General features: G+C 33.9%; 14 protein-coding genes. 7 read left to right on the top strand and 7 right to left on the bottom strand.

Annotated features, from left to right (window positions below):
* Window positions 1-168: 168 nt before the first annotated feature.
* The 5 genes from AMD00_RS17120 to AMD00_RS17100 all read right to left on the bottom strand — a co-directional run bounded on the left by AMD00_RS17120 (window position 169) and on the right by AMD00_RS17100 (window position 6,702).
* A complete protein-coding gene (locus tag AMD00_RS17120) occupies window positions 169-996 on the bottom strand; it encodes a transporter substrate-binding domain-containing protein (RefSeq protein ID WP_053418194.1) in 828 nt (275 codons plus the stop codon).
* Between the two features lie 22 nt (window positions 997-1,018).
* A complete protein-coding gene (locus tag AMD00_RS17115) occupies window positions 1,019-1,747 on the bottom strand; it encodes an amino acid ABC transporter ATP-binding protein (RefSeq protein ID WP_053418193.1) in 729 nt (242 codons plus the stop codon).
* A 446-nt stretch (window positions 1,748-2,193) separates the two neighbouring features.
* Window positions 2,194-4,341 (bottom strand): M28 family peptidase, encoded by a 2,148-nt coding sequence (locus tag AMD00_RS17110; RefSeq protein WP_211258657.1) that lies wholly within the window; start codon window positions 4,339-4,341, stop codon window positions 2,194-2,196.
* A 224-nt stretch (window positions 4,342-4,565) separates the two neighbouring features.
* A complete protein-coding gene (locus AMD00_RS17105) occupies window positions 4,566-5,996 on the bottom strand; it encodes a sensor histidine kinase (protein ID WP_053418192.1) in 1,431 nt (476 codons plus the stop codon).
* A 7-nt stretch (window positions 5,997-6,003) separates the two neighbouring features.
* A complete protein-coding gene (locus AMD00_RS17100; RefSeq protein ID WP_053418191.1) occupies window positions 6,004-6,702 on the bottom strand; it encodes a response regulator transcription factor in 699 nt (232 codons plus the stop codon).
* 149 nt (window positions 6,703-6,851) lie between these two features.
* On the opposite strand from AMD00_RS17100, the gene AMD00_RS17095 reads away from it, so the two are divergent.
* The 3 genes from AMD00_RS17095 to AMD00_RS17085 all read left to right on the top strand — a co-directional run bounded on the left by AMD00_RS17095 (window position 6,852) and on the right by AMD00_RS17085 (window position 9,485).
* Window positions 6,852-8,096 carry an RNA-splicing ligase RtcB gene (locus tag AMD00_RS17095; RefSeq protein ID WP_053418190.1) on the top strand — a complete coding sequence of 415 codons (1,245 nt, stop codon included), beginning with the start codon at window positions 6,852-6,854 and terminating at the stop codon, window positions 8,094-8,096.
* 88 nt (window positions 8,097-8,184) lie between these two features.
* Complete coding sequence (locus AMD00_RS17090) at window positions 8,185-8,799, top strand: PH domain-containing protein (RefSeq protein ID WP_053418189.1); 615 nt, start codon at window positions 8,185-8,187, stop codon at window positions 8,797-8,799.
* 140 nt (window positions 8,800-8,939) lie between these two features.
* Window positions 8,940-9,485: an HPP family protein gene (locus AMD00_RS17085; protein WP_322787050.1), complete on the top strand. Its 546-nt coding sequence runs from the start codon at window positions 8,940-8,942 to the stop codon at window positions 9,483-9,485.
* Window positions 9,486-9,830: 345 nt separating this feature from the next.
* Here the strand turns inward: AMD00_RS17085 and AMD00_RS17075 are convergent, their stop codons facing one another.
* Window positions 9,831-10,325 (bottom strand): hypothetical protein, encoded by a 495-nt coding sequence (locus AMD00_RS17075; protein WP_169786369.1) that lies wholly within the window; start codon window positions 10,323-10,325, stop codon window positions 9,831-9,833.
* A gap of 203 nt (window positions 10,326-10,528) precedes the next feature.
* Entirely contained in the window at window positions 10,529-10,825 is a 297-nt protein-coding gene (locus AMD00_RS17070) for a hypothetical protein (protein ID WP_053418186.1), read from the bottom strand.
* 224 nt (window positions 10,826-11,049) lie between these two features.
* Between AMD00_RS17070 and AMD00_RS17065 the strand changes: the two genes are divergently transcribed.
* Genes AMD00_RS17065 through AMD00_RS17050 form a run of 4 tightly spaced genes read left to right on the top strand, consistent with a single transcriptional unit; the run spans window position 11,050 to window position 13,430 of the window.
* Window positions 11,050-11,463, top strand: a complete 414-nt coding sequence (locus AMD00_RS17065; protein ID WP_053418185.1) for a BlaI/MecI/CopY family transcriptional regulator — start codon at window positions 11,050-11,052, stop codon at window positions 11,461-11,463.
* A gap of 3 nt (window positions 11,464-11,466) precedes the next feature.
* Complete coding sequence (locus AMD00_RS17060) at window positions 11,467-12,315, top strand: M56 family metallopeptidase (RefSeq protein ID WP_053418184.1); 849 nt, start codon at window positions 11,467-11,469, stop codon at window positions 12,313-12,315.
* A gap of 52 nt (window positions 12,316-12,367) precedes the next feature.
* On the top strand, window positions 12,368-13,036 hold the full coding sequence (locus AMD00_RS17055) for a DsbA family protein (RefSeq protein WP_053418183.1): 669 nt from the start codon (window positions 12,368-12,370) through the stop codon (window positions 13,034-13,036).
* On the top strand, window positions 13,026-13,430 hold the full coding sequence (locus tag AMD00_RS17050; protein ID WP_053418182.1) for a disulfide oxidoreductase: 405 nt from the start codon (window positions 13,026-13,028) through the stop codon (window positions 13,428-13,430). Before AMD00_RS17055 ends, AMD00_RS17050 begins: the two co-directional genes overlap by 11 nt.
* The last annotated feature ends 21 nt before the right edge of the window (window positions 13,431-13,451 follow it).

Here is a 13,451-nt window from a genome sequence, read left to right as displayed (position 1 = left end):
CACTCCTTTTAATACTTGAGTGTATTATTTAAATTTTATGATCTTAATAATGAATAAAGAACGGACAGTATATACCAAATGTCTAAATAAAAGCCCAAAGGTTAACTGCCCGTTAAAAACTAATTACATTATTTTTAACAAGTAGTTATTAAAGAAATAATTGGTTAATTAGTTCAGTTTAATCCATTGCTTATAAATTTCATCGTAGCGGCCACTATCTTTCATTTCCGTTAGAGCTTTATTGATTGCCTCTACTAATTCAGTATTTCCTTTTTTTACTGCGATTCCATAAGGCTCGTCAGTGAATAAATCTCCTACAACATTATAGTTACTGTCTTCATCAGCCATACCGTAAAGAATCGAGTTATCAGTTGTTAAAGTATCACCTTTACCAGCTTTTAAAGCTGTAAATGCTTCGGCATAGTTTTCGAATTCTAAAACTTGAGCTTCTGGAGCCTTTTCACGAATATTTTGAGTTGAAGTAGAACCTTTTACTGCGATAACTTTTGTCTTTTTAGTAATATCATCGATTGATTTGATTGAGCTACCTTTTTTAACAAGTAGAGCTTGACCGGCTTTGAAGTATACATCAGAGAAATCTACTTCTTTTTTACGTTCGTCAGTGATTGTCATAGTCGCAACGATTGCATTAATATCACCATTTTGTAGCATCGGAATACGCGTTTTAGAAGTTACTTCTTTAAACTCAGCTTTAGATGCATCCCCTAAAATGCTTTTTGCAATTTCTTTTGCGATATCGATGTCGAAACCTTCAATATCACCAGTACTTGGATTTTTTAACCCAAATAAATTCGTATCATTTTTTACTCCAAAAACGATTTTGTCATTGTCCTTAATGGTTTGCAGTGCATCTTTACCTTTGCTGTCATTTCCAGTTGACTCTTCATCTTTTTTGTCCCCACATGCGGTTAACATGAATACAGCCGTGAAGGCTAAAAGTAAAATTGAAAGTATTCTTTTTTTTCGTTTGAACATATTGACGTCCCCCTAAATTGTATTAGTGATTTAAAATCCGACTGAGGAATAGTTTCGCTCGTTCTTCTTTAGGTGCTTTATAAAACTCAGCTGGATCTGCATCCTCAAGTATTTGACCTTTATCGATGAAAATAATTCGATCGGCTACTTCTCTAGCAAAACCCATCTCATGTGTTACGACAACCATTGTCATACCTTCTTTTGCTAATGATTTCATAACATCTAAAACTTCCCCAATCATTTCAGGGTCAAGTGCAGATGTAGGTTCATCAAATAACATAACTTCAGGATGCATTGCCAATCCTCTTGCAATGGCGACACGCTGTTGCTGCCCACCAGAAATCTGTGAAGGGAAAGAATTTGCTTTATCAGGGATACCTACTTTTTTTAGATACGCATGTGCGATCTTTTGTGCTTCTTCTTTAGATTTTCCCAATGCTTTTATAGGAGCTAACGTAATATTGTCTAAAACCGTTTTATGTGGGTATAGGTAAAAATGTTGGAAAACCATTCCAATTTCTCTGCGGAGCTTATTAACATCTGTATTTTTATTGTTTACTTCAATACCGTTAACAGTAAGAGAACCTTCTGAAATAGTCTCTAACCGATTGATACAGCGAAGTAAAGTACTTTTACCAGAGCCAGATGGACCGATAATCACAACTACTTCACCTTTGTTAATTGTCAAATTGATGTCTTTTAAAACCTGAAAATCACCGAAATACTTATTAGCATGTTTAAACTCTATCATTGGACTCCCCCAATCCTCGAAAATCATGAAGTTTTAATTCATATAAACATAGATTAATGCTGTATCCACTTTTTAGAATTAATGTAATTTTGTATATCATAACGCATTGTATATTTAATTAGCAATAAGTTGTCAGAAAATACAGTTTAATTAAGGCGCTAATTTGCTCTATAAATATATATTAAAATAATTAAATGGGTACTTAATAACTTAAAAATAGTTAAAATTTATAATATTTTATGTCTTTTAAATATATTGAAATAATTTAAAGTGGAAATAAAAAATTATTATTTAACTGGGATGTATTATTCAATAACTTAATACAATTGAAATATAAAACTTGAAGTGTATGAATATATAATCAAGCGAAGCGAGGTATATGAGGATAACGAAAAAACGGAGAGTAAAATTTCACTCTCCGCTTTTTTCGTTAATTTATTCAAAAATTATTTCATTTTTTCAAGTTGTGCATTTAACTCTTGAACACTTTTTACTTCATCTTGAACAGATGTTTTTAGTAATTTTTCCTGTCTTTCAAGAGCTGCATTTAGAGTTGATAATTCTTTAGAAACATCAGCATTCTTTTGATCACGCTTCTTTTTCAATGATGCTACTGTGTCATATAAGTCTTCGTGCCCCATAATACGACCCGCACCCCACATTAAACGATCTGCAGGTTGATCCAGTACATAATCTGTGAAGTAATCGAAAACTTCTTTGTCAAAATCATAAGTGTACCAGTTGTTATCAATTAACCATAAATAATCATCTAGTGCTTTACCCGCATTGCCTTTCTCAAGAGCTTTAATTGCGCCTTGTAAGTTAGGGATATTATTTTGTGCATGTTCGTGAGGGAAAATTGGTTCGTCTTCCCAAGTCAAACGTACAAATTGATCTTGAGCATATTTATAAGTAGCTAATAAACTACTATTTAAAGAGCGACTGTCATCATAAAGCTTTTTCACTTCTTTTTCATCACCAGCTACTAATGCTTTTGTATAGTCCGCATTAATTTTTTCAACTTGAGCATTAATCTCTTTAGCTGTTTTAGCCGTTTCTTCAATTGCTGCTGTTAATTCATTTGAAGAAACATTTGCAGATTTAAAGACATCAGACTTAACAGATTTAGCTAACGCATCTAATCTTGTTGTGAAATCAAGCGGTGTTACAGCTGTTTGATCATAGTGCATAGCTAGTAAACCATATAAATTCAAATGGAATTCTAAAGCTTGACCGTTATACGTATCTTCATTATCGTACTGTGTATGATAATGCGAATGCATGAATTCGCTATCTTGGAAATCATTTCGTAATGATGGAACACCTGCAATAGAGAATGAAAAATCATCCGACCAAGTACGTAATGGTGACACAACAGAAATACCGTCTTTATATACGCCATTAACTGATGGCACAGACTTCGTGAACTTAGTTAAGAAGTTTTTCAACTCATAATCTGCACGGATTTCATTTGTTGTAGTGTGCTCATAAGCTGGAAGCTCGAAGTTCATGTCTGCAAATGCTTTTCCAACCCATTCTGGATGGATGCGGAAAATCTGATTGTAAGCACCAGTAGACCAGTCGTAACGCGTATTTGAAACGCCCCATTCTTCGGCAGCTAATGCATTAAAGATAATTGTTTTCTCGGGTTTATAGCCACTATCTACTAAACCTTTCGCTACTCCCATCATTAAGGCAATCGCAGCATTATCATCTTGGAAACCATCAAAGTAAGAATCATAATGTGCTGAAAGGATAATATATGATTCTGGGTCCTTACCTTCGATTTTTCCATAGTAATTGTAAGTTGGTTGATCGAATTTAACTGTAGATTTGGCATCAAAGTTAACAGTCAGTTTATTATTATTTGCTTTTAGTGATTTTTTTAACTCTTTAGCATCATTTTGAGACATAGAAAATGCAGGCGCATCATCAGGTCCACAAATATCCTGTGCGTTTAAAGCGTCGCCATCTACTTCGCTATAACCTTCACTTTGCACGGCTATAACTGCAGCTGCCCCTTTTAAATGAGCTTGATAGGCAGGGTAGTTAACCCACCAGTCTTCTCGCTGGTTTACATCTATAAGTACGAGCTTGCCTTTAATATCAAGGTTTTTCAAATCATCTGATGTTCCGCGATTTGCATAAACAACATCAAATTCTTTTGTTCCCTTTGTATCAAAATTCGTTTGATATGCCCCTAAAACAGCTAATTTTTCTTTACCATCAACTGTATTAAATGTCATATCTGCTTTTTCGAATGTCCAGCTATCAACTGTAAATTCATCTTTTGATACGTCGGTAAGCCCAATTTTCTTCATTTCATCTGCAATTTTTTCGCCAGTTTTTAGTTCTGCTTCAGATCCTGCCGAACGATATCCTAGCTTTTCATTTGTTTTAAATTCTTCAAGACTTTTGGCGAAATCAAATGAATAATCAGCACTTACTTTTGATAAATAATTATCGGAGTATTGTTTTACTGCTGCTAAATCATCGCTTTCCTTTACCTCTGTCTTTTTGTCTGCTGGTGTACAAGCCGCAAGTGATGATGCAATTAGAACTGTTGCTATTGCACCACGAAAAAATCTGTTCAATTAACCAGATTCCTTTACAATAATTTTTTTCAAGCAGAACTAATTAAACGATAGTTTTAATAAAATAGCAATATTTTTTTGAATTCTTAGAAAGAATATTTTTCGACAAGTAGAGGGGACAAGTATCATTAACTTGTATATCGATTTATAAAATATTATTTAAAAATTAATGATCTAGATATATATAAAATAAAAAAATACAAAAAAACCAGCATACGCTGGTTCTAAAGTAATATTGTAATAGTTGTACCTTCATTTAATGCACTAGTTAATTGCAGATCACCGTTGTGAGCGAAAATAATATCCCGAGCAATTGCCATTCCAAGCCCGGTACCGTGTGTATTTTTTGTATTTGATCCACGATAATAACGATCAAATACTTGTTTAATATCTTCAGGTGAAATCCCTCTACCATTATCAATTATCATTATTTGTGTTTTATAAAGGTTAGGCTGTGAATCTTCCGCTTGTCCACATTGTGGATAAATATCATCAATTTTTATTGTTACACACACATTTTCATCGTTATGCACAAGTGCATTGTAGATAAAGTTCAAAATGGCCCTTTTTAATAATTTTTTATCCACTTTATGCACGATTTTATTCACATTACTAACAAACTCTACCTGACGTTCTCCAAATTGAGGGTCATTTAACAATTCAATCGTCAGCTCGCGTATAAAACTTACTATATTAATATCTTCAAAATGCAGAGGTAGCTGTTGATTACGTAAACGAGTCGTTAAATTTAAATCATCGAGTAAATCTTTCATATAAATAGATTTTTTTTCAATAATAGTTGAGAATTCTTGTACTTCGTCAGCAGTGAGATTATCAGCATCATCCTTCATCAGTTCAGCATATCCTTGAATTGATGCAAGGGGAGTTTTCATATCATGTGATACATTACTAATCCACTCTTCGCGCATTTGATCTAGGCGATTCCGTTCTTTCTCATGTTCACTTAATTTTATTGAAAGCTCATTTACATTGAGAAAAACGTCCTTATACACACCATTTGGTACGTTTATTTTCTTGAATTGGCGGTTACGTAATTGTCCGATGAAATCGATTAATATGTGAATTGGTTTCGTTAAATGTCGTGTAAACAACACCCCGATGACCAAAGCTATCAGCACATCTACTATTAAAAATGCTATCAGAAGTAGGTTAATAAATTTGAAAAATTGGTCATAATCATAGGTCAAAACATAACGTCCAACCCCGTAATTCTTAACACCGATAAAATAATCTAAATCGTCTATTGTACTAACATAAACCGTCGTATTGCCATCAACTTCTTTATATTTGTACATTTGCACTACTTCAGCAGGGGAGTAGCTCTTTGCAAGATTATCAGGTGTCTCATAAGCAGCAACTTGATTTCCTTTAGAATCTAAAAATTGAACCCAAGCATGCATATCTTGCAATGCCTTTACACCTTCATCATTTACAATAGGTAAGCCATTTTTAATTTCGACATATTTAGAGAAGGAACGTGTGAATTCTTCAGCAGATGTATCAGAAGTATTTAAAGCTGGAATAGTTGATCGGTAAAGGAGTAGTCCAACTAATAGCACAGTATTGATAATACCGACAATAATAACAATCATTACAACAGACCATAAAAAACGCCCAGTTATTCTCCACCGCATTCTATCATCACCCCATACTGTTCAATTTATAGCCTAGACCTTTAACGGTGATCAAAAATGTTGGATTAGATGGAGTATCCTCAATTTTTTCACGTAATCGACGTATATGCACCATGACTGTATTATCTGATCCAAAAAAGTCCTCTCCCCAAACCCTTTCGAAAAGTGTTTCTTTACTTAATATTTGATTGGGATGATGGATAAAACAATTCATCAAGCCAATTTCTTTAGCAGTAAGCTCGATTATGTTGCCATTTTTCTTCAATTCAGTACCGTCCATATTCATTTCAAAAGGGCCAACAGTAATATTGTTTATAGCTGTTTTTTCCTCTGAAAAACTTGCTCGTCTTAGTTGTGCTTTCACTCGATAAGCTACTTCCTTAGGGCTAAATGGTTTTGTAATATAATCATCCCCACCAATTGCTAGGCCTAAGAGCTTATCTATCTCTTCATCTTTTGCGGACATAAATAAGATAGGTACATTTGAGATTTCACGAATCTGTTTACACAAATCATACCCTTCACCGTCAGGAAGCATAACATCTAGTAGCACTAATTCGGGTTTTACTTCCTGAAATTTAGCCCAGCCATCCTGAATTGTGCCAGCCGTTATCACATTTGAAAAGCCTTCCTTATGTAATACTGTTTGTAGCAAATTTGCTAAATCTTCTTCATCATCTATTAATAAAATACATTGTGTGTTCATTAGAATGCCTCCTCCATATAAAATTTCCATATCGTAAGTATAGTATACGTATTCATTTTTCACTGTATATAACAATTTCAATCACTCACCTATTATGTTAAAATAGCCCACACTACACTGGCGGAAAAAATTACAAGGAGATGATTGATTTGATTGAAGTAAAGGGATTGCATACAAATGCCAAAATTTTCTCCCACATCCAGCAGGACAAAGCGGTAGAACAAGTCCAAGAGTTATGTGACCAACCATTTCTACACGATGCGAAAATCCGTATTATGCCGGATTATCATGCTGGTAAAGGTTGTGTCATAGGTACAACTATCGTATTAAAGGATAAAGTAGTACCAAATCTAGTAGGAGTGGATGTTGGCTGTGGAGTACACGTGACAAAGCTTGCACCAATTGATATCGATTTTCAAAAACTTGATGATACTATAAAAAAATACGTTCCATCAGGTACTAATTTACACGATTCCGACAGTATTCGATACGTCACAGACAATTTCCCTAAAGCACAGCAATTTATAGCTTCTCATATTTTAAATGATGAAAGAAGTAAGCTTAGTCTAGGTACATTAGGGGGCGGTAATCATTTCATCGAAATGTCTCAAGATGAGGATGGCTATTTGTATTTATGCATTCACACAGGGAGCCGCTCAGTAGGTGCTAAAATTGCTACTTATTATCAAAAGTTAGCATATGAAAAGATACAACGCCGTGATGTATCTGAAATAGTAGCTACTTTAAAAGTGCAGGGGCGCTTTCAAGAAATCCAACCTGCCCTTAAGCAATATCAAAAAGAAACACCACCTATTCCAAAGGATCTTGCTTATGTACAAGGTGAAGATTTTCAAAATTACATTCATGATATGAAGCTAGCACAGCAATTTGCAAAAGAAAACCGTCTCCAGATTGCTCGCTCTATTATTGAACATTTAGATTTTGAAAAATATATCATTGAAGAATTTGATTCTATTCACAACTATATCGATACTGACAATATGATTTTAAGAAAAGGTGCCATTTCTGCACAAAAAGGGGAACAGCTCATTATCCCAATTAATATGCGTGACGGCTCCATTATCGCTTATGGGCAGGGAAATGAAGATTGGAACTATTCAGCCCCACACGGTGCAGGGCGTATAATGAGCCGTACTCAAGCGAATAAAGTTTTAAATCTTGAGGAATATCAAAAAACAATGGCTGGTATTTGGACATCATCAGTTAATAAGGAAACGCTTGATGAAGCGCCAATGGCTTACAAATCAATGGAAGAAATTCTTGAAAATATCCGTAATACTGTAGATATAAAAACGATCATTAAGCCTGTTTATAACTTTAAAGCAAGTGAGAATGAGTGGCCATCTTATCGCCGAAAGAAAAGTTCTAAGTAATTTTTAATCAGAAATGGAACTTGTACTAATGTTACTTCGTATAAAGAGAAGATAGAATAAAATCTTACCATTAGTGGAGGAACAAAATATGCTTAAAAAATTTGCCTCAGATGCACTAGGTCTTTCTGATATTGGGATTGTCATACCAAAGGAAAATTTCGACAAAACAGAAGCCGACGATTTCGTTCTACACGAATCAGGTGAAGTTGTTTACTTTCTAATTAAAACGAAAGCAGACGAATATTGCTTCACAAATAAAGCACTGATTCACGTAGACGGCGAGAATGCGATTAGTAAAAAACGTCTATTAAAGCGCTATGACTATCAACACAGCACAATTACAGATGTTATGTTAGAAACTGCAGGCACAATCGATTTAGATATTGAAATTAAATTCACTATTAACAATATTCCTATGTCCATCGACATTCACAAAAAATTCGACACAGAAATTAAAGATTTATATAAAGCACTTCATGCAATTTCAGTAGAGATGAAAAACAACACACAATATTTTGAAATCGCTCAAAATAGTTTAACGTATGCAGCAGAGTCCATCGGCAAAGTAGAGAGTAATGCAGTAACACCAGCTCAATCATTTGAACAAATTGCTCGCTTCGCTAACGATTGGGTTCTTCAAAGCAAAAAGCAATATGTTAAAGAAGATTACAGAGAAGTATTTGAATTATATACTAATCACTAATAAAAAGAAGTTATCCACTTTAGTGGATAACTTCTTTTTATAGATAAGTAAAAGTCTTTCTAACAATATAATTTAAATATTATAACTCCTTAATTATTCACTTAGTTGTAGTAAAGTAAATAAATTAGGAGGGAAACAACGTGTCACAAATTGCATCACCAAAACAAAAATCAAAAACGCTATCTTACATCGCAAAAATGAGAGGTAAAGGCCAATCACCGCTGAAAACAAATTGGAAAGATATATTGACGGCTTTAATTGGTTGCTATATCACGATATTTGTTCTCCTTGAACTAACGAAAGTAACTAATACGATATGGTTTATGGCCCCATTTGGTTCCAGTTGCATACTAGCTTTTGCGCTTTGGAACGGACCACTATCACAGCCACGTAATATTATTGGAAGTCATGTATTAACAAGTGCAGTTGGTGTCATTATGCTAAAACTTTTTGGTAACGAACCTTGGGCAATTGCTCTAGCAGTAGCATTAGCTATAGCACTTATTATGATTACTAAGACAACACATCCACCAGCAGGAGCCAATCCTGTTATTATTATGCTGGGAAACTATAGCTGGCATTATATCATTACTCCTGTATTGATAGGTTCACTAATCATTGTTATTTTCGCACTCATAATAAATAACTTGAGAAGCACAAGAAAATATCCAACTTTTTGGTGGTGACAAAGTCTACCCAAAATTGGTTAATAATTTTTAGATTAAAACAGCTAACTTAGAAATATCTGTTTTAATTCATAAAATTATTGTTCAATAAAATCCGACATCGCTAAGTTATTGGCTGGTTGTCGGATTTTTAATTAAATGAATGCAAAAAAAGAGCACCTAACCGAGTGTTAGAAGCTCAAAAACAAGTTTATACTCACATGAAGTCCGAACTTTACCAAATAAAAAACGATAAAATTACCGAACGATTGAAATCTTATCAAATTTTAGTCATTGAGTCAACCTTTGGATATATTATATTTTCCAAAAATAAAAGAGCTTCTTTTAAAGAAGCTCTAATTACATTCACTCATTTTTAGCTTGCTCTGGTTTTTCATAACTAAAAACGGCCACAATAATATATAAAAGTACAAATATAATAATAGAACCCGTCCATGTTACATCAATGCGACTAAAGCTCATTACTATTAAACTTTTAAAAAGGATAGCACAAACAGCAGTTTGTATGGCATAACTAATTACTGCTACTGGTTTTGACCAAAGTAGGTTAAAACTCGCAACGACAAATAAATTTATGAAGTCCACTATGAACATCATTGCGGCAATCAATAATAAAAACCATCCGTAATATAATCCATTTCTATACCACTGTTCGAAAATTTGTATAGATGCTAAATCATACTTAGCTAATAAATTATACAAACCAAAAAATCCGAAGAGCGGTACAGTCACTACTAAAAAAAGTCCAAGAATTAATATCATTATCAAAATCAGAAGTGCTGACCATCCAGATACACGGATTTTTATTTTTCTATTTTTAAACATAAAACCCTTCTTCACCTACTCATGACGCAACTTATGCGCCTCTCTTTAACCCCAAATTAATACTCTCTATTCATGTCATACATTTCATTATAAATCAGGAATGCTCACAATGCACCTGAATGCTATATCAGAGTACTAGAAGACAATAGAAAGTGGCTAGTGAACAATGGAAGAGCAAAGAGGTAAAAGAATTATTAGCTGCTTATTTAAGAAAATCTTCATCCACGTATTCTTTTATACGTTTGAATAAAATGAGTAGGATCCACTTCGATTTCGAACATAAATACCCCTTGGTTTGTATGCAAATAAAATAATCCGGATCCACTAGAGAAAGGTTTATATGACATGTCATGAACATGTTCTAATTTAAAGACGTTTTTAGCAGTTGAAACTGAATCGGCATACAAGTGAATGTGGTGAGTAGTACGATTTGTTGTTTGTTCAAACCAACCAGTAATCCGTTCAACTAAATGATATTTAATTGCGCATATAGCTGTGTTATTTTGTTTAGTCATGACGATACCTCCAATCATAAGATGCCCATGATAGAAAATCTATACGCATATCTTAACAGTTTTCAAATAACATAGTGTTATTTGAACCCTCAAATTTTAATGAATTCATAATGTATTTTAATACCTCCGAGATTATATAACATATAAATAAATAGTATTTGGGGAACAATTCTTGACTGGAAATGGTCATAACACTACAATGAGTAATGTGAGGTGATCAAGTCATGAGAATTCGAAAATTCAAAATGAACGAAAGTGGGTTGAATCGCTTTTTTGGCCCTCTAGAAGCCAAGATTATGGACATTTTATGGAACGATGTAGAAATGACCATCAAAGATGTTCAACAAGTGCTTGATCAAGAAAAGTTGACAAATTTTAACACAGTCATGACAGTCATGAATCGATTAGTCGACAAGGGAATTCTTCAAAAGAGAACTGAAGGTAGATCATCTTTATATAAGCCAGTACTCTCGAGAGAAGACTTTTTGAATACACAATCTAAAGAAATGACTAATGAGTTAATGGACGAGTTTGGTAATGTTGTAGTTAGCCATATGCTTGATGCATTAGAAGATGTCGATGATGATCTCGTAGCTATGCTTGAGAAAAAAATTAAAGAACTAAAAAAGGATACGTAACGTATGTACAAACGTCACTCGTCTATCACCCTCATCGTATCGCTCATTATTTCGGGAATTATTTTTTTAGAAATGGGTTTATATTTTGTCGCAAAGATAGCTGGTTGGACTGTTCAATACAATCTTGTAGTCGTCTGTCATAGCTGGTTGAGAATAATAGGATTGTCTTCACTGGGCTATATACTTGATGTACTTGTCGGCTATACACTAATTTTGACTATATGGAAAATAGGATCTCAATTTTATCATGCTATTCGTATGAAAAAGAGATTTAAGCAATATAGAGAGAATGTGCTTACGCTCAATATGAATTGTGCATATAGCCAAGGTAAAGAGGTACTGCTAGTCATTTCGCATCCTACACCATTAGCACTTACGATGGGGTTTATAAAACCCAAGATCGTCTTATCAACAGGTTTGATAAATCTGATATCTGACGAAGAGTTAGAAGCTGTTATTTCTCATGAGATGTACCATAAGGAAAATCGAGATCCACTTAAGATATTTTTAATGGAACTCTGTTCATCTACAATGTGGTATATTCCGATTTTAGATTGGTGTAATCAGAAATATAAAATCATGAAAGAATTGCTAGCAGATGAATATGCCATTGGAAAACAGCAGACATCTGTACACTTAGGCAGTGCCTTGTTGAAAATGCTAAAAGTAAGTAAGTATGAAAAAATGCCTTTTTCTTATGCATCATTTGCAGATACATCTGTTAATTATCGAATTGGCTTTATTTTAGACCCGTTAAGAGAAATTCAATGGAATTTACCAGTGAAAATGTTATTAATCTCTTTAGCGATTTTTAGTTTTATTTGTTCTTTATTTATTTACGCCTTGGCGTAAATTTTTTACCCAATACACTACGCAATGTAGTCTCGATTAGGAGTGCTTATTAATGTCTAAGAAAATATTTTGGTTTGTAGGTGTCATAGCAATTTGTATCATAGGTATTATAGTTTTAACGAATTCCACAGAAAAGTCAGCTGAAAACGAAAATTCAGCTGAAATCGATTATAAGGGACAACCTTTTTTAGGTGAAGCATCAGCACCTGTAGAAATTGTTGAATTTGGTGATTATAAATGCCCAAGTTGTAAAGATTTCAATGATCGACTGTTTCCTATTATTAATAAAGATTTAGTAGAAACAGGGAAAGCGAAATTTTATTTTGTAAATTATTCTTTTATTAATGTTGACTCGAATCGCTCAGCTCAATTTGCTGAAACGGTTTATAAAGAACTAGGAAATGAAAAGTTTTGGGCGTTCCATGAATTAATGTTTAGTAAACAACCAGCGGATTTAAAGTATGAAAAAGTAGATTTATATACTGAGGACTTTTTAGAAGAAGCATTAGCGGAAATAGCTACTGAGAAAGAAACGCAGAAGGTAATGAAAGCTTTTGGTGAAAATGCAGGGCAAGAAGCATGGGATAAAGATATGCAAATGGCAAAAAATCTCGGTGTCCACTCAACACCAACTATCTATATTGATGGCAAGCAATTTACTGGAACCACATACGATGATTTTGTGAAAATGGTAGAAGAGGCGACTGCTAATGGTAAATAAAGCGCTCCTCTTTGGCTGGATAACGTCGATTATAGCCATGATGGGTAGTTTGTTTTTTAGTGAACAAATGGGTTTTATCCCATGTACACTTTGTTGGTATCAGCGCATATTAATGTACCCACTTGTCTTTTTGTTAGGGATGGCTTTTTACAGAAATGATAAAGAGATTTATAAATATGTGCTTCCGATGTCGGTTTTTGGGATGCTGCTCTCTGGCTATCATTATGCATTGCAAAAGATACCATCAATGCATGAGTTCAGTACGTGCACTAGTGGTGTACCTTGCTCGGGGCAGTATATAAATTGGCTTGGTTTCGTAACGATTCCATTTTTATCTTTTATCGGTTTTACAGTGATTACAATTTCGATGTTAGTACTATGGAAACGTAAATAAGTGAAATAGAAAGCGCCCACC

It is taken from the genome of Viridibacillus arvi, assembly GCF_001274945.1.
Taxonomy (GTDB): Bacteria; Bacillota; Bacilli; order Bacillales_A; family Planococcaceae; genus Viridibacillus; species Viridibacillus arvi.
This window is presented reverse-complemented; position numbering and strand designations above follow the sequence as displayed.

What these genes read in the sequence shown, in the direction of transcription:
- AMD00_RS17090 (WP_053418189.1), top strand. Translation starts at nt 8,185, where the DNA reads ATGCTTAAAAAATTTGCCTCAGATGCACTAGGTCTTTCTGATATTGGG.
- AMD00_RS17060 (WP_053418184.1), top strand. Translation starts at nt 11,467, where the DNA reads ATGTACAAACGTCACTCGTCTATCACCCTCATCGTATCGCTCATTATT.
- AMD00_RS17050 (WP_053418182.1), top strand. Translation starts at nt 13,026, where the DNA reads ATGGTAAATAAAGCGCTCCTCTTTGGCTGGATAACGTCGATTATAGCC.
- AMD00_RS17055 (WP_053418183.1), top strand. Translation starts at nt 12,368, where the DNA reads ATGTCTAAGAAAATATTTTGGTTTGTAGGTGTCATAGCAATTTGTATC.
- AMD00_RS17065 (WP_053418185.1), top strand. Translation starts at nt 11,050, where the DNA reads ATGAGAATTCGAAAATTCAAAATGAACGAAAGTGGGTTGAATCGCTTT.
- AMD00_RS17115 (WP_053418193.1), bottom strand. Translation starts at nt 1,747, where the DNA reads ATGATAGAGTTTAAACATGCTAATAAGTATTTCGGTGATTTTCAGGTT.
- AMD00_RS17120 (WP_053418194.1), bottom strand. Translation starts at nt 996, where the DNA reads ATGTTCAAACGAAAAAAAAGAATACTTTCAATTTTACTTTTAGCCTTC.
- AMD00_RS17105 (WP_053418192.1), bottom strand. Translation starts at nt 5,996, where the DNA reads ATGCGGTGGAGAATAACTGGGCGTTTTTTATGGTCTGTTGTAATGATT.
- AMD00_RS17070 (WP_053418186.1), bottom strand. Translation starts at nt 10,825, where the DNA reads ATGACTAAACAAAATAACACAGCTATATGCGCAATTAAATATCATTTA.
- AMD00_RS17100 (WP_053418191.1), bottom strand. Translation starts at nt 6,702, where the DNA reads ATGAACACACAATGTATTTTATTAATAGATGATGAAGAAGATTTAGCA.